Raw genomic sequence first — 24,669 nt, forward strand, 5'->3', positions numbered from 1 at the left:
GCGATCACCCCAGTCGGCGTACGGCTTCGGCGAAGGCGTCGCCGCGGGCTCCGTAGTTGGCGAACATGTCCCAAGATGCGCAGCCAGGCGCGAGCAGCACGGTGTCACCCACCTGTGCGAGCTTCGCTGCCTCCCCCACCACGATCTCCATGGCTCCAGTGTCCGTTGACTCGACGACGATCCTCGGGACATCCGGTGCGTGTCGCTCCAGAGCTTGCGCGATCACGTCCTTGTCCTGCCCCAGCAGGACGACCGCACGCAAACGCTTGCGGGCCGCGATCACCAGCTCGTCGAACGTCGCGCCCTTGGCCTGCCCGCCGGCGATCCACACCACGTGCTCGTAGGCCAGCAACGACGCCTGGGCGGCATGCGGGTTGGTGGCCTTCGAGTCGTCGACATAGTTGACTCCGGCAACCTCCGCGACATGCGCGATCCGGTGCTTGTCGGGCCGGAACCCGCGCAGCCCGGCGCGGACCGCGGTCGCCGGTACGCCGAACGCGCGGGCCAGCGCCGCGGCCGCCAAGGCGTTCGCCACGTTGTGCGGTGCGGGCGGTGTGACGTCGTCGATCGACGCCAACTCCAGCGCCGAGGTCTGGCGCTGCTCGACGAACGCGCGGTCGACGAGCAGGTCGTCCACGAGGCCGAGCATCGAGAGTCCCGGCGTACCGAGGGTGAACCCGATCGCGCGGCAGCCCTCGATCACGTCGGCTTCCTCGACCAGGTGCTCGGTGGCCGGGTCCGCGACGTTGTACACGCACGCGACCTGGCAGTTCTCGAAGATCCGGCCCTTGTCCTGCGCGTACGCCTCGAGCGAACCGTGCCAGTCGACGTGGTCCGGCGCGATGTTCAGGACGGCGGCCGAGTGCGCCGACATCGAGTGCGTGAAGTGCAGCTGGTACGACGAGAGCTCGACCGCGATCACGTCGTACGGTTCGGGGTCCATCACGGCCTCGAGCAGCGGCAGGCCGACGTTGCCCGCGGCAACGGCCCGGTGGCCGGCCGCCTGCAGGATCGCGGTCAGCATCTGCACGGTCGTGGTCTTGCCGTTGGTGCCGGTGATGCACAGCCACGGCGCGGCGTTCGCCGGGTCGCGCAGCCGCCAGGCCAGTTCGATCTCGCTCCAGATCGGCACGTCCCGCTCGGCGGCCTGCGCGAGCAGCGGCGCGTGCGGCGGTACGCCGGGTGACGTGACGACGACGTCGACGTCCTTCGGGAGTTCCGTCGTACTGCCCGGGCCGAGGGTGATCGTGGCGCCGAGTGTTTCGAGGATCTGCGCCTTCTCGCGGAGCGCCTCGGTGTCCCGGTCGTCGAGGACGACGAGGTGCTCGGCGCCGGCCTGGATCAGGGAGTCGGCACAGGCGTAGCCCGCCGTACCGAAGCCGAGCACGACGAACCGGGTCGTCGCCCAGACGTCATCGGTGCGGGTTTCGAGACTCATCCGGTCACCCATTCCGCGTAGAAGACCCCGAGTCCGATCACCACGAACAGGCCCTGGATGATCCAGAAGCGGATCACCACGTTCACCTGTTCCCAGCCGAGCATCTCGAAGTGGTGGTGCAACGGCGCGATCAGGAACAATCGTTTGCCCACACCGGTGGCCTGTTTGGTGATCTTGAAGTAGCCGACCTGCAGGATGACCGACGCGGTGATGACGACGAACAGACCGCCGAGCAGCAGCACCAGCAGCTCGGTCCGGGTCATCACGGCCATCCCGGCCAGCGCACCGCCGAGTCCCAGCGACCCGGTGTCGCCCATGAAGATCTTCGCCGGCGACGCGTTCCACCACAGGAACCCGAACAGCGCGCCGGTCAGCGAGGCCGCGACCACCGCCAGATCGTGCGGATCCCGGACCTCGTAGCACTTCGCGCCGACGCCCGCGCTGGTCGCGCAGCTCTGGTTGAACTGCCAGATGCAGATCAGCGTGTAGGCGCCGAACACCATCATCGACGCGCCGGTGGCCAGACCGTCCAGGCCGTCGGCGAGGTTCACGCCGTTCGACATGCCGGCAATCAGCAGCAGGATCCAGATGATCACCAGGATGAGCGGCAGCTCGAGCCAGCCGATGTCGCGGATGAACGAGATGAACGGCGACGCCGGCCGCTGCCCGCGCTCGTCCGGGAACTGCAGCGCGAGCACCGCGAAGATCACCGCGACCAGCGTCTGGCCGGCCAGTTTCGCCTTGCTGCGCAGGCCGAGGCTGCGCTGCCGGAAGATCTTGATGAAGTCGTCCAGGAAGCCGACCGCGCCCATGCCGGCGAACAGGAACAGCACCAGGATCGCCGAGGCGCTCGGCGGCGTCATCGTGAACAGCTTCGCCGCGAAGTACCCGACGATGGTCGCGAGGATGAACACGAAGCCGCCCATGGTCGGCGTACCGCGCTTGATCTGGTGCGACTTCACGCCGTCGTCGCGGATCTCCTGGCCGTAGCCGCGTTTGGCCAGCCACTTGATCGCGTACCGGGTGCCGAGCAGCGTGAGCACCATCGCGACGGCGCCGCCGAACAGGATCGAAATCACTGGGCGTCCTCCACCAGTGCGTCGGCGAGGCTGCGCAGTTTCGCCGCCTTCGACGACTTCACCAGGACGACGTCACCCGCGCGCAGCTCGTCGCGCAGCAGCTCCAGCGCCTCGGGGATGGTCTCGACGAACGCCGACTCGTTGCCCCACGAACCTTCCAGGGAGGCGCCGAGGTGGATCGGTTTCGCGCCCGCGCCGACCACGAGCAGCCGGTTCACGTCCAGCCGGACGGCCAGCCGGCCGATCGCGTCGTGCTCGTCGGCGGAGGTGTCGCCCAGCTCCAGCATCTCGCCGAGCACCGCCCAGGTCCGCGCACCGCGCGACCGGCCGATGGCGGCCAAGGACTTCAGGGCCGCGCGGGTCGACTCCGGGTTCGCGTTGAACGCGTCGTTGATGATCGTCACGCCGTCCGGCCGCTCGGTCAGCTGCATCCGCGCCGCGGACACCGGTACGGCGACGTTCAGGCCGTCGGAGATCTGCTCAGGGGTCAGGCCGATCGCGGTGGCGACCGCGGCGGCGGCCAGCGCGTTCGAGACGTAGTGCTCGCCGATGAACTGCAGCTGGACCGGCGCGCCGAAATCGCCGATCTGCAGCGTGAACGCGGGCCGGCCCTCGCCGTCGATCTTCACGTCCGTGGCGCGGACCTCGGCCTCCGGCGCCTCGCCGAACGTCAGCACCTTCTGCGCTGTCCGGCTGCGCATCGCGGCGACCCGATGGTCGTCGGCGTTCACGATCGCGGTGCCGCCCGGCGCGACGGCCTCGATCATCTCGCCCTTGGCCAGCGCGATGTTGTCCTGGGACCCGAGCTTGCCGATGTGCGACGTACCGACGTTCAGCACCAGGCCGACCCGCGGCGGTGTGATCCCGGTCAGGTAGGTGATGTCGCCGAGGCTCCGCACCCCCATCTCGGCGATCAGGTACTTCGTCGACGCCGTGGCCCGCAGCGCGGTCAGCGGGTGCCCGATCTCGTTGTTGAACGAGCCTTCCGGGACCACAGTCTCGCCGTACGGGCTGATCAGCTGGCCGATCAGGTCCTTGGTGCTGGTCTTGCCGGACGAACCGGTCAGCGCGATCACGGTCAGCTCGGGCAGCTTGCCGATGACGAACCGCGCCAGGTCGCCGAGCGCCCGCTGCGCGTCGTCGTCGACGACGATGCACGGGCTGCCCTCGATCGGTCGCGTGGTGAGCGAGACGGTGACGCCGGCCGCGGTCGCCGTACCGACGAAGTCGTGGCCGTCGACGCGTTCGCCGGGCAGGGCGACGAACAGTCCACCTGGTCCAGCGGCCCGGGAGTCGATCACCACCGCGCCGTCCACGACTGCCGTGGGCTCGACGCCCACGAGCTCACCGCGGACGGCGTCGGCGATCTCGCCGCAACTGACAGGGATCACCGGTCTGCCTCCAACAGCTCACGCACAGTTTCGCGGTCGTCGAACGGGTGGATCACACCGCCGACGTCCTGGCCCGTCTCATGACCCTTGCCGAGGACGACGACGGTGTCGCCCGGCCCGGCCAGCTCGATCGCCGACGCGATCGCCTGCCGGCGGTCGCCGATCTCGTGCAGGTCGGCGCCCGGAACGGCCTCCCGGGCTCCCGCGAGCGCGGCGGCGCGGATCGCGGCCGGGTCCTCGCTGCGCGGGTTGTCGTCGGTGACGATCACGACGTCCGCCGCCCTGGCCGCCTCGGCGCCCATCGCGGGCCGCTTCCACGGGTCCCGGTCACCGCCGCAACCGACGACCGCGAACAACCGGCCCTTGGTCGCCGTCCGCGCGGCCCGCAGCGCCAGCGCGACCGCGTCCGGCGTGTGCGCGTAGTCCACGATCACCGCCAGCCCGTCCGCCCGGGTGAACGTCTCCATCCGCCCCGGCACGGCCGCGGTCCGCAACCCGGCCGCGATCGCCTCGGCGGGTACGCCGACCTGCCGCAGCATCGCCGTCGCGAGCAGCGCGTTGGCGACGTTGAAGTCACCCGGCAGCCCGATCTCCACGGTCAGCGTCTCGCCAGGCCCTTGAATGTCCAGCACCGTCGTACTCTCTGGAATTCCTTCCCCACCCCACCGCCCCGGTCGCTCGGACCGGTGCCGGCTGGCGACCGTCCAGTCCGCGTCACCCTTCGTCGACACGGTGACCAGCGGTACGACGGTCTGCGCGGCGAGCCGGCGCCCGTACTCGTCGTCGATCGTCACCACCGCGACATCACACCGCTCCGGGGTGAACAACGAGGCCTTCGCCTGGAAGTACTCCTCGAACGTCTTGTGGAAATCCAGATGGTCCTGCGTCAGATTCAGGAACCCGGCGACCGCGAACCGCGCCCCGTCGACGCGGCCCATCGCCAGCGCGTGGCTGGACACCTCCATCGAGCACCACCCGACAGCCTGCTCCCGCATCACCGCGAACAGCGCCTGCAAGTCGGTGGCCTCCGGCGTGGTCCGGACGCTCTTCACGACCTCGTCGCCGATGCGCGTCTGAATCGTCCCGATGAGCGCCGTCGGACCGAGCTCCCGCAGTACTGAATCCAGCAGGAAGCTGGTGGTGGTCTTCCCGTTGGTGCCGGTCACGCCGAGCAGCCGCAGCTCACTGGTCGGCTCGCCGTAGATCCGGGACGCGATCGCGCCGAGAACGCTCCGCGGCCGGTCGGCGACCAGAACCGGGAGCCCGGTGGCCGCCGCGCGGTCCGCGCCGGCCGGGTCGGTCAGTACGGCGACCGCGCCCGCCTGCTGGGCTTTCGCCACGAACTCCGCGCCGTGCGTGACCGCTCCGGGCAGAGCGGCGTACAGGTCGCCGGGAAGGATGGACCGCGAGTCGAGGGAGACGCCGGTCACCTGCACCGGCGGCGTTGCCGGTGCAGTGGTGTGGGCGACGCTCGCGAGGTCGGCGAGGCTGACCGGCACGACGTGCCGGGGCCTGATCGCTGCGACCGCGCCGCCGGCGGCGGTAGGGGTGGACACGGGCCCTGAGGCTACCGCTCCGGACCCCGTGACTCCTACCTGACCCTGCGTCACCAGGCTGGCCGTCACCGCTTCGCTGAGGACCAGGTCAGCGGGATGTTCGGCTGCTGGGCCCCGGTCGGCGGGACGACGTACTTCTGCAGCGCGTAGCTCATCACGTCTCGGAACACCGGTCCTCCTTGGAGACCACCACCCCGGGCACCCTGGGGATCGTGCAGTACGACGTACGTCACGAACCGTGGGTTGTCCGCGGGAGCGAATCCGGCGAAAGAAGTCGCCCACTTGCCGTACTTACCGGTCTTCGGGTCGACCTGCTGCGCGGTCCCGGTCTTGCCGGCCACCAGGTAGCCGTCGATCGCGGCCTGCGGCGCGGTGCCCTTCTTCGCGGTCACCGCCTCCATCATGGTCGTGACCTCCTTGGCGGCCTTCTCGCTGACCACCCGGCGGGCCGGCGCGGTCTGGTTCGGGACCGTGGCGCCGTTCGCCTCGATGTAGTTGCGGACCAGCTTCGGAGGCACGTAGACACCACCGTTGGCGACCGCGTTCACCGCGGCGGCCTCCTGGACGGCGTTCACCGACAGGCCCTGGCCGAACGCGACGTTCGACCGGGTCAGCTCGGGCCACTCGTCACCAGGGGTCAGCAGACCCCTGGTCTCACCCGGGAAGTTCAGCCCGGTCGGCTCGCCGAAGCCGAAGTCGTGCAGGTACTTCACGAACTGCGGGATCGGCATCCGCTGCGCGGCCATGATCGTGCCGACGTTCGACGACTTCGCGATCACCCCGGAGATGGTCAGGTTCATCGTGGCGTGCGACCAGTGGTCCTTGATGATCCGGCGCTGCACGTCGATGCTGCCGGGGACCTGCAGCTTGGTGTTCAGGTCGATGATCCCGGCGTCGGCCAGGGCGGCCATCGTGACCACCTTCTGCACCGAGCCCGGCTCGTAGCTGCGCTCCAGCGCCGGGTTGTTCAGGTCGGCCGACGTGTACTTCTTGTTCGGGTCGAACGTCGGGTAGTTCGCCATCGCCATCAGCTCGCCGGACGCCACGTCCATCACGATCACCGTGCCGGAGCTGGCCTTGTACTGCTTCACCGCCTGCTCGATCCGCCGTTGCGCGACGTACTGCAGGTCGGTGTCCAGGGTCAGCTGGACGCCGAGACCCGGCTTCGGCTCCTGCACGGTGTGATTCGCGTTCGGGATCTTGTTGCCCTTGGCATCGACTTCGTACATCGCCTGACCGTCCTTGCCGGACAGCTTGTCGTTCAGGCCGTACTCGAGCCCGGACAGACCCTTGCCGTCGGCCCCCGTCACACCGACCACCGTGGCGGCGATGCTGCCGTTGGGGTGGCTGCGGATCGGGTCTTCCTCGGTGTACAGCCCGGCCAGCAGCGGGGCCTGCTGCTCCTTCGGCTTGCCCTTGTTCTGCTCGGCGATCGGCACGTTCGCGGCCTTGATCTCGGCCTGGATGGTGGTCCAGATCGTCGGGCTCACCTGGCGCGCGAGGTACTCGAAGCGGCCGGAGCGGGACATCGCGGCGACCAGCTTCGCGGTGGTCGTGCCGGGCAGCTTCGGGGCCAGGATCGCGGCCAGCTGCTGCGCCACGGGCTTGGTCTGCTGCGGGTCCGCGGTGATCGCGACCGCGTCCTCGGTGACCGCCAGCTCGACGCCGTTGCGGTCCTCGATGGTGCCGCGGTTCGCGTGCAGAACGTACCTCTGGGCGTTCTCGGTGGCCGCCGCCTGCGCGTAGCTGTCCGGGTCCACGCCCTGGAGCAGCACCAGCCGCCCGGCGAACAGCGACAGCACGAACGCCATCACCCCGAACGTCATCCGCAGCCGCAGCGCCGGCCTCCCGAGCCGCAGCATCCGCGGCGCCTTCTTCACCTTCCGCTTCTTCGGCCGCGGCGCCGGCCGATTCTGCGGCGGCCGCTTCCGCCCGGAGCCCTTCTTCACCGCACTCTTCTTCACCGCGCTCTTCTTGACCGGTCGCTCACCGGCCTTCTTGGCAGCTGTCTTCTTGGCGACCGTCTTCTTCGCCGCGGGCTTCTGTGCCGCGGTCTTCGACGGAGCCTGCTTGCGAGGAGCCGGCCGTTTCGCGGCGGCCTTCTTCACCGGGCGCGGTGCGGCGCGCTCCTGCTCCTCACGGGCTTTGCGGAGGAGCCGTTCGCGGGTGGATTCGGGGCGTTGCGGGGTGGTGCGAGCACTGTCCGTAGCGGATGGACGACGGGGCTGAGCCTTGCTGGGCGGGTTCCCCCGGCCCGGTGCGGCACCGCGCTTGCGTGGCGGCGGCTCGTTTCCCCGTCGGTCCGTCATCCGATCATCCCCGTGTGGTCGTGGCGGGCTTCTTCGTCGTGACCGGCGGCTTCACGGTGCCGGTCGGTGGCTTGGTCGTACTCGTGGGCGGCTTGGTGGTGGCTCTGGTGGTGGGCTTGACCGGTGTCACCGGCTTCACCGGTTTCACGGGCTTCACCGGCGTGACCGGCTTGGTGGTCACCGTGCCCGGGCCGAACATCGCCGTACCGGCCCCGGCCTTGCCCTCCGCCGGTACGCCGAGCACCCGGCCGTCGGACAACCGCAGGAACACCGGGTTCGGGTTCGGCACCATGCCCATCCGCAGCGCGCGATCGGACAGGTTCTGCGGCGACTCCAGCGTCCGGACCTGCTTCTCCAGCTGCTCCTGCTGATCCCGCAGCTGGCCGGCCTGCGAGCTCAGCTTGGTGATGTTGAACGTGCCGCTCTGCAGCTCCGTGTTCAGCAGCAGCAGACCGACCAGTCCGGCGGCCAGCAGCGACACCACGAAGATGACGAACGGCATCCGGGGCGGCCGGAACGGGGCGCCGTACACCACCCGCAGCCGCGGCTGGGCCTTCTTCGCTGTGTTACCGGCGACCGGCGTCACCCGCGCTTTCTGCGGGCTGAAGACAGTACTCATCACGCGACCAGTCCCCTCTCCCGGATCCGCTCGGCGGCCCGCACGCGAGCTGAGGTGGCGCGCGGGTTCACCGCGACCTCCTCCTCGGTGGGCCGTTCGGCGCCCCGGGTCAGTAGCTTCAGATACGGTTCGTGCCCGGCCGGGATCACCGGGAGGTCGTCCGGTACGTCGGACTTGGTGCCCGGCGCGAACGCCTGCTTGGTGATCCGGTCCTCGAGCGAGTGGTAACTCATCACCACGATCCGGCCGTGCAGCGCGAGCGCATCGAGTGCGGCCGGCAGCGCGCGACGCAGTACGTCGAGCTCGCCGTTCACCTCGATCCGCAACGCCTGGAAGGTCCGCTTCGCGGGGTGTCCCCCGGTCCGCCGGGCCGCCTGCGGGATCGCGTTCCGGACCAGCTCGGACAGCCGCGCGCTGTTCGTGAACGGTTCGGTCTCCCGCTCCCGCACGATCCGGTCCGCGATCCGGCGGGCGAACTTCTCCTCGCCGTACTGGAACAGGACCCGGGCCAGGTCGGCCGCGCTGTAGGTGTTGAGGATGTCGGCCGCCGTGGTCGGGCCGGTCGAGTCCATCCGCATGTCCAGCGGCGCGTCCTGCGCGTACGCGAAACCGCGGTCGGCCTCGTCCAGCTGCATCGACGAGACGCCCAGGTCGAACAGGATGCCGTCGATGGCCGGTACGTCGAGATCCTCGAGCACCCGCGGCAACTCGTCGTACACCGCGTGCACGAGAGTGATCCGCTCGGCGTACGGCGCGAGTCGTTCGCCGGCCAGCCGGAGGGCGGCCGGGTCCCGGTCGAGACCGATCAGCCGGACCTCGGGGAACTGCCGCAGGAACGCCTCGGAATGACCGCCGAGGCCGAGGGTCGCGTCGACGAGGACCGCGCCGGGATGCGCGAGTGCCGGTGCCAGCAGCGCGACCACGCGCTCCAGCATCACCGGCACATGCCGCTCCGCAGCGTCCATCTCGACCCTTCCCGTCGCCGCGGGAGCGACCCTGCCCCCGCAGGTCCTGTGTGGTGCGTAGACAGCACCGTCCGGTCAGATCGCGGGTACGTCTCCCGGGGAAGTACCTGATGGCCTTGGCGCCGGGGAAGTGGCGTCAACACCCCAGGTCGGAAGTCGGACCCGTGATCTCACCGGACGGTCGGTGTGTCCTCGCACTCTGTTCAGCTGTGTTCTAGAAGATGCCTGGCAGTACTTCCTCGGACAGGTCGGCGAACGCCTGCTCCTGCTCGGCCGAGTACCGGTTCCAGTTCTCCGTGTTCCAGATCTCCACCCGGTTCATCGCCCCGATGACGACGCAGTCGCGATCCAGTGACGCGTAGTCGCGCAGCATCGGTGGGATGGTGACCCGGCCCTGCTTGTCCGGCATCTCGTTCGAGGCGCCGGCGAACAACATCCGTAGGTAGTCCCGGGCACCCTTGTTGGTGATCGGAGCCTGCTTCAACTGCTCGGTCAGCTGGACGAACTCACGCTCCGGCCACACGGACAGCGATCGCTCCTGTCCACGGGTGATCACCAGGCCGTCGGCCAGCTCGTCCCGGAACTTCGCCGGCAGGAACAGCCGTCCCTTGTCGTCGAGCTTGGGGAAGTGCGTTCCGAGGAACACGCTCCACCTCCCCGTTGCGGACTCTCCGACTCAGGCGGGTGTTTCCACCACTTCAGTTCCACTGCGCTCCACCTTACTCCACTTTCCACCACCGTCAACCAACTTCCGCCCCATTGCGCCCCCGCGCCGCCTGAATCCACGCTCAGCACCCGCGTGTCGCTGCCGGCTCAACCTCCGGCGAACCCGCCGGCCCCGGGCGGTGTATTCCGGTGTGGATCCCGGTGTGTGGAGCGGTGTGGAGGGTGCTGGTGGAGCGGAATGGAGGAGCCGGTGGAGGAAAGTGGAGGAAGGTGCGTACGGAAGAGATGAACTCTTTGTGGCCCCGAACCGTGAACCAGGTACGGATTCGCGGCGTCGTACGCCCCGCATGCTGCTTTTGCCGCCCGTACGCTTGGGGGGAACACTTTCCGACCCCGCCGTGAGGGCGTGTGCCGATGAACCCCGATGTGAACACCGAAACGCCAGGTAACGAAACTCCCGCGGCTCTAGGCCCGACCCCTACAGCGGGTGAGAATGTGTCGGCAGTCAACGAATGGGGAGGACACAGAGTGAGCACCACCGCGACCAGCTCGCCGCTGGCAGGAGCCGGGGACTTCGACGAGCTGTCCGAGGTGGCGGGCCGTGTCCGCCGGGCCATGGAGCAGGTGATCGAGGGCAAACCCGACGTCGTCGAGGTCGCCATCACGGTCCTGCTGGCCGAGGGACATCTGCTGATCGAGGACGTGCCGGGCGTCGGCAAGACGATGCTGGCCAAGGCGCTGGCGAAGTCGATCGACTGCACCGTGCGCCGGATCCAGTTCACGCCGGACCTGCTGCCGTCGGACATCACCGGCGTCTCGGTCTTCAACCAGGAGATCCGCGACTTCGAGTTCAAGCCCGGCGCCGTCTTCGCGAACATCGTCGTCGGTGACGAGATCAACCGTGCCTCGCCGAAGACCCAGGCCGCGCTGCTGGAGTCCATGGAGGAGCGCCAGGTCACCGTCGACACCACGACGTACCACCTCGAGTCGCCGTTCATGGTGATCGCGACCCAGAACCCGATCGAGATGGAAGGCACGTACCCGCTGCCCGAGGCGCAGCGCGACCGCTTCATGGCCCGGGTCTCGATGGGCTACCCGGAGCCGGCCGCCGAGCTGCGGATGCTGGACGGGCACGCGGCCGACGACCCCCTGGCGAATCTCCAGCCGGTCACCGACGGCCAGCAGATCCTCCGCCTGGTGAAGACCGTGCAGTCGGTGCACGTGTCGGAGTCGGTGAAGGAGTACGCCGTTGCGCTGGTCGGCGCGACCCGCCGCTCGCAGGAGCTGCGGCTGGGCGCCAGCCCGCGGTCGACGTTGCACCTGATCCGGGCGGCCCGTGCGGCCGCGGCGCTCGACGCACGGGAGTTCGTGCTGCCGGACGACATCCAGGAGCTCGCGGTACCGGTGCTCGCGCACCGCGTGCTGCCCGCGGCCGAAGCGCATCTCGGTGGGCGCGGTGCGGCCGACATCATCTCCGGACTCGTGGCGAGCGTGCCGCTCCCCCGCACCCGCCGGGACTGAGACATGCGGCAGGCACTGCGCGGACTGACCACCAGAGGGCGGGCGTTCGTCGCGGCCGGACTCACTGCTTCACTGTGCGCGCTGCTGCTCGGCCAAAAGGACCTGCTGCGCGTCGGCATCCTCCTGGCCGCACTGCCGGTCGTGGCGGCACTCGTCGTCGGCCGGACCCGGCTGCGGCTCCAGGTACGGCGCAGCCTCGCGCCTGACCAGGTGCCGGTCGGGACGCAGGCGACCGTGGAGCTGACCCTGAGCAACCAGGGCCGGATGCCCGCGGGGCTGCTGCTGCTCGAGGACCGCATTCCTTATGTACTGGGTCACCGGCCGCGGTTCGTCGTCGACCGGGTCAGCCCGAACTGGCGTCGTACGGTCACCTACCCGGTCAAGTCCGACGTCCGAGGACTGTTCCAGGTCGGGCCGTTGATGCTGACGGTGGCCGACCCGTTCGGGCTGGTGGAGACGAGCCGGACGTTCACGCGGAGCCAGCACCTGCTGGTCACGCCGCGGGTGTACAAGCTTCCCGAGATCCGGCTGGGCGCCGATCGCGCCGGGTCGGGTGAGAACCGGCCGCGGGCGATCGCGGCCGCGGGCGAGGAAGACGCGACGGTCCGCGAGTACCGCGACGGCGACGACTTGCGCCGGGTGCACTGGCGGTCGACCGCGCGGCGCGGCGAGCTGATGGTCCGCCGCGAGGAGCAGCCCTGGCAGAGCCGGTGCGCGTTGTTCCTGGACGCGCGGACGATCTCGCACCACGGGCACGGTCCGTCGTCCAGCCTGGAGTGGGCGGTCAGCGCGGCCGCCTCGATCGGTATCGACCGGATGCGGCGCGGCTACGTCACCACGATGCTCGGCGGGCCGACGACGCTGTCCGCCATCACCCACCGGACTTCCGCGGCGGTGCATCAGCCGCTCACGCAGCAGCAACTGCTGACCGAGTGCGCGACCGTCGAGGAACACAAGTACGCCGAGCTCGGTCCGCTGCTGACCGTCGACCGGCACGCGCAGGAACCGAGCCTCGTGATCGCGATCCTCGGCGCCTGCGGGACCGAGGACGTCACCGCCCTGAACCGGTGGCGCACCAGCCAGGCGACCGGGGTCGCACTGGTTCTGGACGCCGCCAGCTGGGCCGTCGGCGCCGAAGCGACCGAGAAGGCGGCCCGCCTGACCGCCGCGACGGACGCCACCGAGAACGAGCTGCGCCGGAACGGCTGGCGAGTCGCCAGAGTCCGCCGCGGCGACCACCTACCGACGGTTTGGTCCGGCCTCGGACTGAGGAGCGGAAGGATCGCATGACAGTACATATGCCACGCCTCCGGCGCGGCGGGTCATCGGGCTGTGACTCCCGGCCTTCCCTCGTCGCTCCGGTCGCTTCGCTCCCTCCGCTCCTCAGTCCAGGCCGGGAGGCCCGATGACCGGTCACGCGCGGATTTCTATTGCTGCTTGGGGAGCGACCGTGCTCGGGGCGCTCGTGCTCACGCCGGTGTTCTCCGGGCCGTTCCTGTTCATCAGCGCGTTCCTGTGCGCGCTGGTGACCGGTGTCGGCGTCCTGTTGCAGAACCTGCGGACCCCGCGCATCGTCGTACCGATCGTCCAGCTGCTCGTGCTGATCGAGCTGCTGTCGCTGTTCTTCCTGCACAGCACGATGAAGTTCGGGCTGCTGCCGCTGAAGGCGACCGCGCTCGAGTTCAACTCCCAGCTCGTCGACGCGATGGACTCGATCAACCGGTTCAGCGCGCCGCTGCCCCAGGACCCGCACCTCACGCTGTTCGCGGTGTCCGTGATCTCGGCGACCGGCTTCCTGATCCACGTCATCGCCGTCCAGCTGCGGCAGGCCGCCTGGTCCGGCTTGCTGCTGCTGATCATGTACACGGTGCCGGCCGCGACCGTGCACGGCGGACTGCCGTGGCTGCTGTTCATCCCGCCGGCGATCGGCTACATCGTGCTGCTGTCCGCAGAAGGCCGCAGCCGGCTCAGCCGCTGGGGCCGCCGGATCTCGGGCGTCTCGCACCTCGACGCGGCCGAGCCCGTCGAGGCGTCGGCGCTGGGTCAGGCCGGCCGGCGGATCGGCTTGACCGTGGTCGCGATCGCCGCGCTGCTGCCCGCGTTGCTGCCGACGCTGCCGGAAGGTGTCATCGGCAACGGCCTGGCCGGCGGCGGAACCGGCAGCGGGATCGGGGCGAGCATCTCGTCGACCGACCCGATGCTCGACATGGGCAAGAACCTGAAACGCGGCGACAACGTCGTCGCGCTCACGTACAAGGGCGGCCCGACGGGCGGCACGTACCTGCGACTGACCGCGCTCGACCTGTTCGACGGCAACACCTGGCGGATCGCGCCGCGCTCCCCCGGGCACAAGCTGAACGGCGGCGACCTGACCCCGCCGCCGGGCTACACCGGTGACCTGTCGAAGGTCCAGCAGTCCTCGATGGAGATCGACGTCACCCGGACCTTCCGCTCCCAGTTCGTCCCGGTCCCGTACCCGCTGCACTCGATCTCGCTGAAGCGCGACTGGCGGTACGACGCCGGCTCGCTGGACGTGGTCTCGTCCAACGGGTCGATCGTCGGCGGCAAGAAGTACAAGCTGACGTCGTACGACCTGCAGCCGACCCCGGACCAGCTGCACGACGCGATCACCACCGGCGCCCCGGACCAGTACACGATGGTCGTGCCGCAGAAGACGCCGCCGGCCATCAAGGCGAAGACTGCCGAGATCACCGCGGCGGCCATGGACAACAAGTTCGAGGCGGCCGTCCTGATCCAGAACTGGTTCCGCAGCGGCGGCGGCTTCACCTACAGCACGCAGAACGCCAAGGGCAGCGGGATGGCCGCGCTCGAGGACTTCCTGCTGAACAACAAGGAAGGGTACTGCGAGCAGTTCGCCACCGGGATGGCGCTGATGGCGCGGATCATCGGGATCCCGTCCCGGGTCGGCATCGGCTTCCTGCCCGGAACGGCCGGCAAGGACGGCGAGTTCACGGTCAAGATGCACGACATGCACGCCTGGCCGGAGCTGTACTTCCAGGGCATCGGCTGGGTCCGGTTCGAGCCGACGCCGTCCGCCCGGGTCGCGGCCACGCCGAACTGGACGGTCGCCTCGACCCAGAACCCGACCAGCCCGACGACCGCGCCGACCAACGTGCCGACGACGCCAGGCGACAAGGAGACCCCCGGGATCGACAAGCCGCGCCAGGACCCGAACCTGCCGAACGACAGCGGGACCGCGATCGTTGACTCCGGCAACTGGTTCACCAACGGCGGCGGCAAGGCGATCGCCGGCGGGCTCGGCGCCGTGCTGCTGCTGTGCATCCCCTGGATGGTCCGGACGTTGACGCGGCGACGGCGCTTCCTGCGACCGCCGGGGAGGGCCGGCGCCGAGGGGTTGTGGGCGGAGATCCGGGACACGTCACGGGATCTGGGCCTCGACTGGTCCGATATCTCGACGCCACGGCAGGCCGGCCAATGGCTGACGTCCAAGCTGCCCGAGGACACCCATCCGGCCGCGCGCCGGCTGGCCCGCGGGATCGAGGCATTGCGGTACGCCGGGGACGCCGAGCTCGAGCTGGACCTTCGCGACGACGCAACCGCCGTACGGCAAGCGCTCTGGTCGCGGGCTCGGGCTCGTCGCCGCTGGCGGGCGCGACTGCTGCCGCCGTCGTGGCGCTGGTACCTCAGCCGAGGCACCACCGAGGCGTCCGATCTCCTGGACGAGTTCGACCTGCTCCTGGCCCGTCTCCGCTCCTTGATCCTTCCGAAGCGGGCACGCACAAACTAGTTAGAGCGGCACCTGGTAGAGGATGAAACCGCGGTTCTCGGCCACCTGGTCGTAGAGCCGGCGGGCTGTGGCGTTGGACTCGTGCGTCGACCAATAGACGCGGCCGCACGCCCGCTCGCGGGCCCAGCCGGTGACAGCTTCGATGAGCGCCCGCGCGGCACCGCGCCCGCGGGCCTCGGGCGCTGTGAACAGGTCTTGCAGATAGCAGGAGTCGGGCGCCGTCGTACTCGCGTGTGTCAGGAAATGCACGATGCCGACCAGGTTGCCGTCCAGGCGTGCCCCGAGCGCGTGGACCTCCTCGTCGCGCTCGAACCTGGTCCACGCGTGATCGAAGAACTCGTCCGGCATCGTGCGGCCGTAGAACTCGTTGTAGCCGGCGAACAAGCGCTGCCAGGCGTCGCGGTCAGCCGGCTCGAGGCGTCCGATGGTGAGCATGGGTGAACAGTGCCATGGTCACGGTCCGAACGGCGGGTGGATAAAAGAACCACACCCGTCCCACCAGGGCACGGGTGTGGTCGAAGATCAGGTCGCGCGTGCGGTCAGAGGTCCTCGTCGCGGCGGCGGCGCCAGCGGTCTTCCATCCGCTCCATGAAGCTGCCGGACGAGTCGTGTTTCGTCCGGTGCCGTTTGGTCGGCGGAGGCGGCGGGATGTCGTCGTCGGACTCCCCCGCGTTGCTGATCCGCTTCATGCTCAGCGCCGCGATGTACAGGCAAGCCACCATCATCACGAAGCCGATGACTCCGATGATGGTGTTGGGGATGATCGCACCGGTCATCAGCACCACGATGCCCAGCACGAATCCGACGCCGGCAAGCACTGCCCGGCGCTTGTAGTACAAGCGCACATTGGTCCCACGCATGGCGGAAACGAACTTCGGGTCTTCCGCAGCAAGGGCACGTTCGAGCTGCTCGAACTGGCGCTGCTCTTCTTCCGAGAGGGGCACCGTCGATCCCTCCATGATGAGCGCGATCTCGATAGGCCGCCTCCAGTCTAGGCCGCGCCCGCGTCACACGAAACCCTGACCGGCTGTCCAGCGCGTCACGGTCCGGCAACTGCCCCGGCCAGGGCGGTCCCAAACGTGTTTCCTTCGGCGTGTCGCTCACAGCCGGTGGAGGGCAACCACCCGCCGACCGTGCCGGAGGTAGCGTGCTCGTCACCCTCCGTCGCGAAACCGCAGTTGTTGGAACAGCCGCGGCTCAGTGGGTCGCAAGGATGTGCAGCTGGGTCGCCAGTGCGCGGAACGCCGGGTGGCGGCTGGCCGCGCGCTCGAGTTCGGCGAGCGAATCGGCGGCGCCCGGCTCGGAGTCGACGAACGCGGACGGCACCAGATCGGCGAACGTCCGGACGCCGTGCACGGTCTGCACCTTGAATCCGGCATCCGCCAACTGTCCCGTGATCCCGGCCTCGTCGAACCGCCGCGGCATCGGATCGGTCGCACCCCAGCGCCCGTCCGGATCCTGCAGCGCGATCCGCGCCTCGGCCAGGTGCCCGGCCAGCGCCCGGGCCAGCACGACCGCGTTGCGCTGGGCAACCAGCAGACTCAGTACGCCGCCTTCGCGCAGGACCGACGCCATCGCCTGCAGTGCCTGGACCGGGTCGTCGACGACCTCGAGGACCCCGTGGCACAGCACGGCGTCGGCGCTCGACTCGCCCGCCAGGCCGGGGAGCTCGGCGGCGTCGCCCTGGACGCCGCGGATCAGCTCACTCACGCCTTCGTCCCGGGCGCGGCGCTCCAGCGAGGCCAGCGCGTCCGGGCTCGGGTCGACCACCGTCACCCGATGCCCCTCAACCGCCAGCGGAACCGCAAACCCACCGGTCCCACCACCCAGGTCAACGATGTCCAGCCCCGCACGGCCCGCCAGTGCGGCCCGCAGCGCCTCTCCCACCAACGCCGTCCGCACGCTGCGCCGCCGCCGCTCCACCATCAACCCTCCAGCCGGTCCCCCATCACCACCCCACCGCGCCACACCCTACTTCCACCCGAACCTCCTCCCGGCCACGGCCGTCCCGCAGAGCGTCGTAAGCAGTCCATAAGTCCCGGGATCTATCGCCGGACGCACCAGAGGACGACCCTCGGACTCAAGGGGAGAGCCGATCACCAGGGAGGGATCATGGCCATCTTCAGCAAGTCCTTCGACGAGCCGGACGAACGGCGTACACCGGACAAGACCCGCGTCGACGTCGTCAAACTGCCAGGGGCGAGTGTCGCCCGGGTCACCTTCCAGCCCGGCTGGCGCTGGTCCGAGTGCATCCGTCCGGTCATCGGCGGCGACTCCTGCCAGGTCCGCCACGTCGGAACCCTGCTGTCCGGCGAGATGGAGATCGTCCACGACGACGGCAGCAAGGCGAACCTGGTGCCAGGCATCGCCTACGTCATCGAACCCGGGCACGACGCCTGGGTCGTCGGCAACGATCCAGCGGTCAGCCTGGAGTTCGAGTCGCTTGCGGCGGAGACGTACGCCAAGGCCTGACGCACCGACCGGCCGGAGGCAGCAATCGGAGGGAGCTGCTGCCTCAGGCCGGCATGCGCGCTCAGGCCGGTGTGCGGGCGATGACGTAGAGGCGGCGGGTGGTTTCGGCGCGGGTGACGATCGGGCCGCGTAGGTACCACTCGGTGTCGGTGAGGCCGGCGGCTTCGACGACGCTCACGATGTACGCGGGGTCGTGCAGGACGTAGTCGAGGTTGACCTCGTGACCGAGCAACTCGTCGACGTGGCTGATCTCCTCGCCGGCATGTAGCGCGAGCACCAGCCAGCCGCCCGGGTCGAGCGGCCGCGTCAGCGCCGAGATCGCGTCGGGGAGCTCCGACGCGGCCAGGTGGATGAGCGAGTACCAACCAAGAACCGCAGCCCAGCCGGAACTCGCGGGAGGACGGCCGAGACGGCGCAGGTCGCCGACCTCGAATCTCAGGTGCGGGAAGCGCCGACGAGCCTCGGCCACCATCTCCGGCGACAGGTCGACGCCGGTGGCATCCGCGTCGCGGTCGGCGAGGTACGCCGTGACGTGCCCCGGACCCGAGCCGACCTCCACCACCGGGCGACCGTTGGCGTGGGCAATCACCCGGTCGAGCAGCCAGCGTTCGAACGGCAGCGCGTCGAGTTCGTCCAGCAACTCGTCCGCGTATGTCGTCGCGACCGCGTCGTACGCCGAACGCACGCGCGCATCACGCTCGTCCGCACCGTCGGCGATGACCGTGTCCCGGTCGACGCTCTCGACGACTGCGGCCGCTTCCGCCTCGGGCACGGGGCCGAGGAGGTGGATCCAGCGGCGGTCGTGCTGCCCGACGCGACGTTCCAGCTCGCGTACCAGCGGCTCCGGGCGGGCGGCCATCCGCCGCAGGCACGCCTCGACGTCGCTCCGGTCCTCGAACTTGTGCAGCCGCTCGGTCCGGGTCCGCAGCTCGCCGGGCGCCTGGGCGCCGCGCAGCAGCAAGACCGTGATGAGCGCCCGCTCGTCCTCCTCGAGTTCGAGCTTCTCGTCGAGGATCTGGTGGTACTTCAGGGTGCGCCGGCCGACGTCGGCCCAGACGATCCGCAACAGCTCCCGATCGCGCAGCGCCCGTGCGGTCCGCTCCACGGTGCCCTGGTCGTAGTCGACGACCGGATCCCGGTTGCTGGTCTGATTGCACGCCGTCCGCAACGCGTTCGCCGTCAACGGGTACGACGCCGGCACCGTGCTCTGCTTCTCCAGCAAGCTCCCGAGAACCCGCTGCTCCTCGACATCCAACACCGGAAGTCCGCTCACCCCGCCGACCTTAGACGCTGTCCGGCCGACCTTTGAACACCTTTCCGGCCACCTTTCCGGACATGTCGTGGCGACTCAGCCGGGTTGGTAGGTGTCCGGGAGTGTCAGGGGTTCGAACGCGGTGCCGTTGCAGGCAGCGCACAGGAAGTCGGATCGGACGCCGGACTGCACCTTGGATTGCACGCCGGAGCCCGCACAGCGCGTGCACAGGCCGTCGTGCCAGGAGTCGCCGAACAAGGCCTGGTGCGGCTGCGGATAGTGCGTGTCCGGCAGGTAGCACTCGAGGCCGGTGACGGCATGGACGCGACCACACAGGTCCTTGCCGAGACCTCTCGATGGTTCGCTCACGGTCGGGATCTCCTCAAAAGCGCGCGGGTGAACCTAGCTGGCTTGCATCCAGGACTGGGTGAGGACGGACTGGGGGTCGGTGGTCGCGGTGAGCACCGGGGTGGTGGAGATCCGCAGGCTGGCTTCCACCTGGGTGTAGAACGTGTCGACGGCGCGCACCAGGTCGTCCGCCTCGCGGGTGCTGACGGCGCGCTCCAGACCTGCCTCGGCGGCGGCGCGCTGGGCGGCGCCGGCGGCGAAGAACGTGGCCCACTCGCCGAACTCCGGCGCGACCTCGGCGAGCAGCACCCAGGCGTTGCGCTGGATCCGGCGGCGGCTGCTCGAGCGGACCGGGCGGGCGCGGACGGAGAGCACCGCGGCCGCAACCCGGAGCGCCGCGACATGCGCGCTCGAGTAGCGGATCAGGTGGTCGCTGGTCTCCATGGCCTCGGCCAGGGCAGCGCGGGCACGGGACAGCTCTCGGCTGGCCGCGCCGGCCGCGGCCGGCGATACCGGTGAAACAGTCATCGGTCGGTCACCCTCTCCAGTTGCCAACGGCCCGAATCCGGGTCGTGGGCGAGATCGAACATCTCCTGCCGGCCGTGCCTTCCGCAGCCGGCTTCGACGCGGAAGACCGCACGCTCCGGTCCCCAGTCGGCGTCCAGCACTCCGACCGCCGCCGGGGTCCTGTCGTCCAGGGCGGGGAGCGAGGCAGCGGGGCGCGAACGGGGGTTGGCCGCCGCTGCCACGCCGGCTGTGTGGGTCCTGCTGGGACGGGTCGCGGTCCGGGCCGCCGAGCAGACCTCGGCGACCGCGGCCGCGTCGATCCGGGCGAGCGAACCCGCCCCGGCACCGCGCCGGTCGGCGCGGGCGTCGTACGCATAGGTGGTGCCGCTGAAGTCGGCGTGCGGGACCTGGGCGTGCGAGTCGTGGGTCTGACCGGTGCCGATCACGCCGCGCTCCCACCAGGCGGCGGTCTCGGTCCACTGGGACCGGATCGCGCGGACCCGCCAGAGCCGGCCACGCCAGAGGAACTGGTCAGGCGTCTGGACACCGTCCACGGACACCGAATGCACCTCGACGGCGTCGTCGAACTCCCACATGCTCCATCGCCTCCTGTTGATTCCACCCGTCTCTGAGCCAGGAACGAGCCCCGAGCCGGCGGCCCGGCGGGTGGGCACGGGGTGGGGGTCGAGGACCACCCCGGTGCCCGGCCCACCGGGACCACCGGATTCCGATGCGGCCGCAACTCCGCACCGGAGCCGTTCAGTTGTCCGGCTCACCTCGCTCCGACCTCCCGACGAAACCGGAGCCGAGGCAATCGAACATCTGTTCGAACAAGGAAAGCGTAGCGTCGCCCGCCGACAGTCGTCAACGGTCCGTAAGGCCGGCGCGCCGCCACGCACCCCGTCCGGCCGCCACACTGGAGGCAGACAAGCGGAGGGACGGACCATGCGGAAACGGACAGCCGGAATCGCCGCGGCGGCGGTCGCCGTCGTGGTGGCAGCGGTCGCGCTGCCGCTCTTCCAGCCGTGGCGGCTCGTCACCGACAAGGTCGTCGACGAGGCGTTGCCCGGCGCTGTTCCGATCTCCACGACTTCATCGTCGACGACGCCACCGACAATTTCCGGCGGCCCGAAACAGCCTGCGCCGTCAACGACGCCAGCACCGAGGCCGCAGCCGAAGGTTCTGCTGACCGGAAAGCTGATCACGCACGAACACAAGACGTCCGGCACGGTCGCCGTGCTAGCCCTCCCCGACGGCAGCCGCATCCTCCGGATCGAGAACCTCGACACCTCCGACGGCCCCGACCTGAAGGTCTGGCTGAGCGACGCGCAGGTCACGCCGGGACGGGCGGGCTGGCACGTCTTCGACGACGGCAAGTACCGCAACCTGGGCAGCCTGAAGGGCAACCACGGCAACCAGAACTACGCGATCCCCCACGACCTGACGCTGGACAGCTTCCGCAGCGTCGCGATCTGGTGCGACCGGTTCAACGTTTCGTTCGGTGCGGCCACGCTCGCATAAGCTCGGGATGTGAGCAGTCATCCCAATGTGCAGAAGGTGGCGGATGCCCTGGCGGCGGCCGGTGCCACCGGCGAGATCGTGATCCTGGACGAGGCGGTGCCGACCGCGGCGGCCGCGGCGGCCGAGCTCGGGTGCGAGGTCGGAGCGATCGCGAACAGCCTGATCTTCAACGGCGACGGCGCCCCGGTGCTGATCCTCACCTCGGGCGCGCACCGGGTGGACACCGCCAAGGTCGCGGCCGAGCTCGGCATCGCGAAGCTGAAGCGGGCCACGCCGGAGTTCGTCAAGGAGCACACCGGTCAGTCGATCGGCGGCGTCGCCCCGGTCGGGCACCCGGGCCGCGTCCCGACGTACGTCGACACCGCGCTCGAGCAGTACCCGGTGGTCTGGGCCGCCGCGGGTATCCCGCACTCGGTCTTCCCGACGACGTACGCCGAACTCTTCAATCTGACCGCCGGTACGCCGATCACCGTCAACTGAGTACGGCGGGAATCGCGGTCCGGACGAACCGCCGGGTGAGCGCGGCGCGGGTGTGCCGCCACCAGGGACCGGTCCGGACCTGCTCCGGGTGGTAGCGGCGCCGGCGGATGTCCTCGACGACGTCCGCGGGCGCCCCGAGCCGGGGCAGGACGTCGAAGGCGGCGCGCTTGGTGATCAGGTCACCGGTCGCCAGCGTCACATGCGCGCGAGCGATCGTCAGCAGGCTGAGGTCGACCCAGATGTCGGCGTACCAGTTCCCGCGCTTGCGGGTGGCCGGCAGCCAGAACTCGCGCAGATCGCGACGGACGAAGTCGAACAGCTCGTCGTCGCTGACCGCGGGCAGCAGCTCGGCCGGCGGCGGGCCGTAGAGCGTGCAGTTGCCGATGGCAAGCTCTCGGCGCGTCACCGGTGTCACCGGGCGATCGAAGTACTCCTGGTGCGCGAACGTGGGATGCCGGACGGACAGGTCGGCGAGGTCCGTCATGTAGGAGCAGTGCAGCTTCTCGGCCAGCGGGTACTGCCGGATCAGCCGGCGATGCACTTCCTCCACGGCCGCCGGTGGCGGGCTCTTGACGGCCACGATCACGTCGAGGTCGCTCCGCCCGAGCTGGTAGTCGCCCAGGGCAAGTGAACCGTGCAGCCAGACCGCCTTGACGTCGGCGACTTCACGCACGGACGTGACAAAGCCGTCCAGCACAGGCTGGACGGCTTCGTCGATCACGCAGGACAGACTAGATGGCTGGTCGCACGTCCACGTCGGCGGCCCGTACGTAGGCCATCCGGTGGCCGAACCAGATCTGGTAGTACTTGTCCTTCCCGAGCACCTGGACGTGGTCCGTCGGCGGCTCTCCGGCGAACGTCACCGCGCGGTAGTAGTCGGTCTCGATGTTCAGGTCACCCACCGGGTAGGCCTGCCCCTCGCCGATCGAGTACTGCAGCGGCGTCACCGTCTGGTACGGAATCCCGGCCGGGTACGCCGACTGCTCCGGGTAGGCACGCCCGTACACCGGCACCGTCTTGAGACCGGCCTTCGGCTTCACGACCAGACCCGGCTTGGCAAACGCGTCCGGAGCGGACGCAGGGCTCTTGAACCAGCCCTTCGCGCCCAAGTACCAGACGGCGACCCAGTCGCCCTGACGCTCGGCCACGACGTACTGCGAACCCGCAGCGGCCCGGGAGCCCATGTCGGAGACCTCAGTGGTGCCGTCCGACCCGTCCGGGTGCAGACCGAGGTCCTTGACCAGCGGGGCGCTGTCGTTCGGCGCCTGGCGCAGGTAGATGAAGTTGGTGCTCTGCGGCTTGCACGGCGTACCGGGTGTGTCGCAGCTGTTGATGACCTGGACGTTGCCCGCGAAGCCCGGCTTGATCGAGACGATCGACCCGGTGCGTACCGGCAGCACGGACTTGCCCCAGATCGGCGCGCCGATCAGGTCCATGTAGTGCTCCCAGTCCCAGTACGGTCCCGGGTCCCAGTGCATGCCGCGGACCGTGGACGGGATCGTGCCCGGCACCTGGTCGTGGCCGATGATGTGCGCGCGGTCGAGCGGAATGTTGTTCTTGACGGCCAGGTAGCGCACCAGCTTGGCCGAGTTGCGGTACAGCGACTCGGTGTACCAGGTCGCGCCCTGGGCCGCGAAGCCCTCGTGCTCGATGCCGATGCTGTGCATGTTCACGTACCAGTTGCCGGCGTGCCAGGCGACGTCGTTGGCCTTCACGTGCTGCCAGACGTGGCCGTCCGACGAGCGCATCGTGTACTGCCAGCTCACGTACGTCGGGTCCTGCACCAGGTTCAGCACGCCCTGCCAGCCGCCCTCGGTGTCGTGGATGACGATGTAGTCGATCTTGCCGGTCTTGGGCCGGTTGGCGAGGTCGTGGTTGCCGTAGTCGCCGTCACCGAACTCCGAGTACGGCGCGGGCAGCCACTCGCAGCCGAGCGACGGCGGGCACTCCACATCGGATTTCGACGGCTGCACACCGGCCGGCAGCGACAGCTTGCCGATCTGCGACTTGTCCGGCGTCACGGCGAGCGCCGGCATCACGATCTGCTGGCCCGTGTTCGTCGTACGGGCCGCGCCCTTGGCCATGATCGAGTAGACGTCGTCGGCGAATCCGCCGGCGCCGACCTTGTCCGGAGCCTCGGCGTACGTCGCGATCGCGCCGTACCACTCGGCCGGTGAGGTGTTCGCGCCGACCGGCAGGCCGAGCGACTTCTGGTACGACGCCAGGACCGCGGCGCCGCCGTTGATGTTGGACGCGGCGTCCTTCCGCAGCGCGACCGGGTCCAGTCCGGTCAGCTCGGCGGCCTTGTAGAGCGTGCGCGGGGAGTCGGCCGCGCCGACCTTCCGCTTGTCGGACAGGTCGGCGGCCGACGCCGCGCCCGGCGCGGTCAGGTGCATCGGGCCGAAGCCACCGGACGTGCTCTGCGCCCCGGCGTGGTCGTCCCAGCGGGACTCGGCGTACGAGACGGCCAGCAGGACAGGCTCCGGTACGCCGTACTTCGCGGCGGCCTCGCGGAACGCCGCCGCGGCACTCGGCGGCGCGGCATCAGGCGGCGCGGCATCGGCCGGTGGACCTCCCAACGACACGCCGGTCAGAGCGACCGACAGCGCTACCACTCCCATTGCGGCAAGAATCTTCGGACGACGCAGCATGATGTTCTCCTGAACCCGTAGGGCGGGGTGCCGGTCACACAGACAGGCAGCCTAGTCACTGTGGGTCGGGGCGACGCGGATGTCAACGGTTAACCAAAACTCACGTCGTCGAGTTCGATACTGAC

General features: G+C 69.6%; 23 protein-coding genes. 6 read left to right on the forward strand and 17 right to left on the reverse strand.

The annotated features are described in order from the left end of the window. Positions 1 to 4 precede the first annotated feature (4 nt). The 8 genes from murD to mraZ form a co-directional block, all read right to left on the reverse strand. Positions 5 to 1,438 (reverse strand): UDP-N-acetylmuramoyl-L-alanine--D-glutamate ligase, encoded by a 1,434-nt coding sequence (murD, locus tag E0H92_RS16505; RefSeq protein ID WP_131496851.1) that lies wholly within the window; start codon positions 1,436 to 1,438, stop codon positions 5 to 7. Further along, positions 1,435 to 2,517, reverse strand: a complete 1,083-nt coding sequence (gene mraY / locus E0H92_RS16510) for a phospho-N-acetylmuramoyl-pentapeptide-transferase (RefSeq protein WP_131462751.1) — start codon at positions 2,515 to 2,517, stop codon at positions 1,435 to 1,437. The genes murD and mraY overlap by 4 nt, the downstream gene beginning before the upstream one ends. Continuing rightward, a complete protein-coding gene (locus E0H92_RS16515) occupies positions 2,514 to 3,908 on the reverse strand; it encodes a UDP-N-acetylmuramoyl-tripeptide--D-alanyl-D-alanine ligase (RefSeq protein WP_131496852.1) in 1,395 nt (464 codons plus the stop codon). The genes mraY and E0H92_RS16515 overlap by 4 nt, the downstream gene beginning before the upstream one ends. Continuing rightward, positions 3,905 to 5,464 carry a UDP-N-acetylmuramoyl-L-alanyl-D-glutamate--2,6-diaminopimelate ligase gene (locus E0H92_RS16520; RefSeq protein ID WP_238173456.1) on the reverse strand — a complete coding sequence of 520 codons (1,560 nt, stop codon included), beginning with the start codon at positions 5,462 to 5,464 and terminating at the stop codon, positions 3,905 to 3,907. The genes E0H92_RS16515 and E0H92_RS16520 overlap by 4 nt, the downstream gene beginning before the upstream one ends. A gap of 65 nt (positions 5,465 to 5,529) precedes the next feature. Continuing rightward, complete coding sequence (locus E0H92_RS16525) at positions 5,530 to 7,773, reverse strand: peptidoglycan D,D-transpeptidase FtsI family protein (RefSeq protein ID WP_238173457.1); 2,244 nt, start codon at positions 7,771 to 7,773, stop codon at positions 5,530 to 5,532. 4 nt (positions 7,774 to 7,777) lie between these two features. Then, positions 7,778 to 8,392, reverse strand: a complete 615-nt coding sequence (gene ftsL, locus E0H92_RS16530) for a cell division protein FtsL (RefSeq protein ID WP_238173458.1) — start codon at positions 8,390 to 8,392, stop codon at positions 7,778 to 7,780. Then, positions 8,392 to 9,357: a 16S rRNA (cytosine(1402)-N(4))-methyltransferase RsmH gene (gene rsmH / locus E0H92_RS16535; protein ID WP_131496854.1), complete on the reverse strand. Its 966-nt coding sequence runs from the start codon at positions 9,355 to 9,357 to the stop codon at positions 8,392 to 8,394. Before rsmH ends, ftsL begins: the two co-directional genes overlap by 1 nt. A 214-nt stretch (positions 9,358 to 9,571) precedes the next feature. Next, entirely contained in the window at positions 9,572 to 10,003 is a 432-nt protein-coding gene (mraZ, locus tag E0H92_RS16540; RefSeq protein ID WP_130446673.1) for a division/cell wall cluster transcriptional repressor MraZ, read from the reverse strand. Positions 10,004 to 10,638: 635 nt separating this feature from the next. On the opposite strand from mraZ, the gene E0H92_RS16545 reads away from it, so the two are divergent. The 3 genes from E0H92_RS16545 (at position 10,639) to E0H92_RS16555 (ending at position 15,313) form a co-directional block, all read left to right on the forward strand. Then, entirely contained in the window at positions 10,639 to 11,544 is a 906-nt protein-coding gene (locus E0H92_RS16545) for an AAA family ATPase (RefSeq protein WP_238151032.1), read from the forward strand. 3 nt (positions 11,545 to 11,547) lie between these two features. Beyond that, positions 11,548 to 12,834, forward strand: a complete 1,287-nt coding sequence (locus E0H92_RS16550) for a DUF58 domain-containing protein (protein WP_131288723.1) — start codon at positions 11,548 to 11,550, stop codon at positions 12,832 to 12,834. A 115-nt stretch (positions 12,835 to 12,949) separates the two neighbouring features. After that, positions 12,950 to 15,313, forward strand: a complete 2,364-nt coding sequence (locus E0H92_RS16555) for a transglutaminase TgpA family protein (RefSeq protein ID WP_131496855.1) — start codon at positions 12,950 to 12,952, stop codon at positions 15,311 to 15,313. Here E0H92_RS16555 and E0H92_RS16560 read toward each other — a convergent pair whose 3' ends face one another. The 3 genes from E0H92_RS16560 to E0H92_RS16570 all read right to left on the reverse strand — a co-directional run bounded on the left by E0H92_RS16560 (position 15,314) and on the right by E0H92_RS16570 (position 17,239). Beyond that, complete coding sequence (locus E0H92_RS16560; protein WP_131496856.1) at positions 15,314 to 15,748, reverse strand: GNAT family N-acetyltransferase; 435 nt, start codon at positions 15,746 to 15,748, stop codon at positions 15,314 to 15,316. A 104-nt stretch (positions 15,749 to 15,852) separates the two neighbouring features. Then, positions 15,853 to 16,272, reverse strand: a complete 420-nt coding sequence (locus E0H92_RS16565; RefSeq protein ID WP_238152777.1) for a DUF3040 domain-containing protein — start codon at positions 16,270 to 16,272, stop codon at positions 15,853 to 15,855. A gap of 238 nt (positions 16,273 to 16,510) precedes the next feature. Beyond that, positions 16,511 to 17,239: a methyltransferase domain-containing protein gene (locus E0H92_RS16570; RefSeq protein ID WP_131496857.1), complete on the reverse strand. Its 729-nt coding sequence runs from the start codon at positions 17,237 to 17,239 to the stop codon at positions 16,511 to 16,513. A gap of 186 nt (positions 17,240 to 17,425) precedes the next feature. Between E0H92_RS16570 and E0H92_RS16575 the strand changes: the two genes are divergently transcribed. Then, entirely contained in the window at positions 17,426 to 17,785 is a 360-nt protein-coding gene (locus E0H92_RS16575) for a cupin domain-containing protein (protein WP_131462744.1), read from the forward strand. Positions 17,786 to 17,846: 61 nt separating this feature from the next. Here the strand turns inward: E0H92_RS16575 and E0H92_RS16580 are convergent, their stop codons facing one another. From E0H92_RS16580 to E0H92_RS16595, 4 genes are all read right to left on the reverse strand, one after another. Further along, positions 17,847 to 19,058 carry a DUF480 domain-containing protein gene (locus E0H92_RS16580; RefSeq protein WP_202873664.1) on the reverse strand — a complete coding sequence of 404 codons (1,212 nt, stop codon included), beginning with the start codon at positions 19,056 to 19,058 and terminating at the stop codon, positions 17,847 to 17,849. Positions 19,059 to 19,133: 75 nt separating this feature from the next. Then, positions 19,134 to 19,406, reverse strand: a complete 273-nt coding sequence (locus E0H92_RS16585) for a hypothetical protein (protein WP_131462743.1) — start codon at positions 19,404 to 19,406, stop codon at positions 19,134 to 19,136. Positions 19,407 to 19,439: 33 nt separating this feature from the next. Beyond that, the gene (locus tag E0H92_RS16590; protein WP_131496858.1) at positions 19,440 to 19,913 is read right to left on the reverse strand and encodes an SAV_6107 family HEPN domain-containing protein; all 474 of its coding nucleotides are present in this window, start codon (positions 19,911 to 19,913) and stop codon (positions 19,440 to 19,442) included. Beyond that, positions 19,910 to 20,488 carry a DUF6504 family protein gene (locus tag E0H92_RS16595; protein ID WP_131496859.1) on the reverse strand — a complete coding sequence of 193 codons (579 nt, stop codon included), beginning with the start codon at positions 20,486 to 20,488 and terminating at the stop codon, positions 19,910 to 19,912. Before E0H92_RS16595 ends, E0H92_RS16590 begins: the two co-directional genes overlap by 4 nt. Positions 20,489 to 20,837: 349 nt before the next feature. Here E0H92_RS16595 and E0H92_RS16600 point away from each other — a divergent pair, with 349 nt between their 5' ends. Further along, positions 20,838 to 21,413, forward strand: coding sequence for a DM13 domain-containing protein (locus E0H92_RS16600; RefSeq protein WP_131496860.1), 576 nt, complete (start codon positions 20,838 to 20,840; stop codon positions 21,411 to 21,413). 9 nt (positions 21,414 to 21,422) lie between these two features. Further along, a complete protein-coding gene (locus E0H92_RS16605; protein ID WP_131496861.1) occupies positions 21,423 to 21,893 on the forward strand; it encodes a YbaK/EbsC family protein in 471 nt (156 codons plus the stop codon). Here the strand turns inward: E0H92_RS16605 and E0H92_RS16610 are convergent. Both E0H92_RS16610 and E0H92_RS16615 read right to left on the reverse strand, forming a co-directional pair. Then, positions 21,886 to 22,614 carry a nucleotidyltransferase domain-containing protein gene (locus tag E0H92_RS16610; protein WP_131496862.1) on the reverse strand — a complete coding sequence of 243 codons (729 nt, stop codon included), beginning with the start codon at positions 22,612 to 22,614 and terminating at the stop codon, positions 21,886 to 21,888. The genes E0H92_RS16605 and E0H92_RS16610 overlap by 8 nt on opposite strands. 10 nt (positions 22,615 to 22,624) lie before the next feature. Continuing rightward, positions 22,625 to 24,544: an N-acetylmuramoyl-L-alanine amidase gene (locus tag E0H92_RS16615; RefSeq protein ID WP_131496863.1), complete on the reverse strand. Its 1,920-nt coding sequence runs from the start codon at positions 24,542 to 24,544 to the stop codon at positions 22,625 to 22,627. Positions 24,545 to 24,669 lie beyond the last annotated feature (125 nt).

This window comes from Kribbella speibonae, assembly GCF_004331375.1.
Lineage (GTDB): Bacteria > Actinomycetota > Actinomycetes > Propionibacteriales > Kribbellaceae > Kribbella > Kribbella sindirgiensis.

What these genes read in the sequence shown, in the direction of transcription:
- E0H92_RS16555 (WP_131496855.1), top strand. Translation starts at nt 12,950, where the DNA reads ATGACCGGTCACGCGCGGATTTCTATTGCTGCTTGGGGAGCGACCGTG.
- murD (WP_131496851.1), bottom strand. Translation starts at nt 1,438, where the DNA reads ATGAGTCTCGAAACCCGCACCGATGACGTCTGGGCGACGACCCGGTTC.
- E0H92_RS16545 (WP_238151032.1), top strand. Translation starts at nt 10,639, where the DNA reads ATGGAGCAGGTGATCGAGGGCAAACCCGACGTCGTCGAGGTCGCCATC.
- ftsL (WP_238173458.1), bottom strand. Translation starts at nt 8,392, where the DNA reads ATGAGTACTGTCTTCAGCCCGCAGAAAGCGCGGGTGACGCCGGTCGCC.
- E0H92_RS16550 (WP_131288723.1), top strand. Translation starts at nt 11,548, where the DNA reads ATGCGGCAGGCACTGCGCGGACTGACCACCAGAGGGCGGGCGTTCGTC.
- E0H92_RS16565 (WP_238152777.1), bottom strand. Translation starts at nt 16,272, where the DNA reads ATGGAGGGATCGACGGTGCCCCTCTCGGAAGAAGAGCAGCGCCAGTTC.
- E0H92_RS16525 (WP_238173457.1), bottom strand. Translation starts at nt 7,773, where the DNA reads ATGACGGACCGACGGGGAAACGAGCCGCCGCCACGCAAGCGCGGTGCC.
- E0H92_RS16570 (WP_131496857.1), bottom strand. Translation starts at nt 17,239, where the DNA reads ATGGTGGAGCGGCGGCGGCGCAGCGTGCGGACGGCGTTGGTGGGAGAG.
- E0H92_RS16590 (WP_131496858.1), bottom strand. Translation starts at nt 19,913, where the DNA reads ATGACTGTTTCACCGGTATCGCCGGCCGCGGCCGGCGCGGCCAGCCGA.
- E0H92_RS16560 (WP_131496856.1), bottom strand. Translation starts at nt 15,748, where the DNA reads ATGCTCACCATCGGACGCCTCGAGCCGGCTGACCGCGACGCCTGGCAG.
- E0H92_RS16615 (WP_131496863.1), bottom strand. Translation starts at nt 24,544, where the DNA reads ATGCTGCGTCGTCCGAAGATTCTTGCCGCAATGGGAGTGGTAGCGCTG.
- E0H92_RS16600 (WP_131496860.1), top strand. Translation starts at nt 20,838, where the DNA reads ATGCGGAAACGGACAGCCGGAATCGCCGCGGCGGCGGTCGCCGTCGTG.
- E0H92_RS16575 (WP_131462744.1), top strand. Translation starts at nt 17,426, where the DNA reads ATGGCCATCTTCAGCAAGTCCTTCGACGAGCCGGACGAACGGCGTACA.
- E0H92_RS16595 (WP_131496859.1), bottom strand. Translation starts at nt 20,488, where the DNA reads ATGTGGGAGTTCGACGACGCCGTCGAGGTGCATTCGGTGTCCGTGGAC.
- rsmH (WP_131496854.1), bottom strand. Translation starts at nt 9,357, where the DNA reads ATGGACGCTGCGGAGCGGCATGTGCCGGTGATGCTGGAGCGCGTGGTC.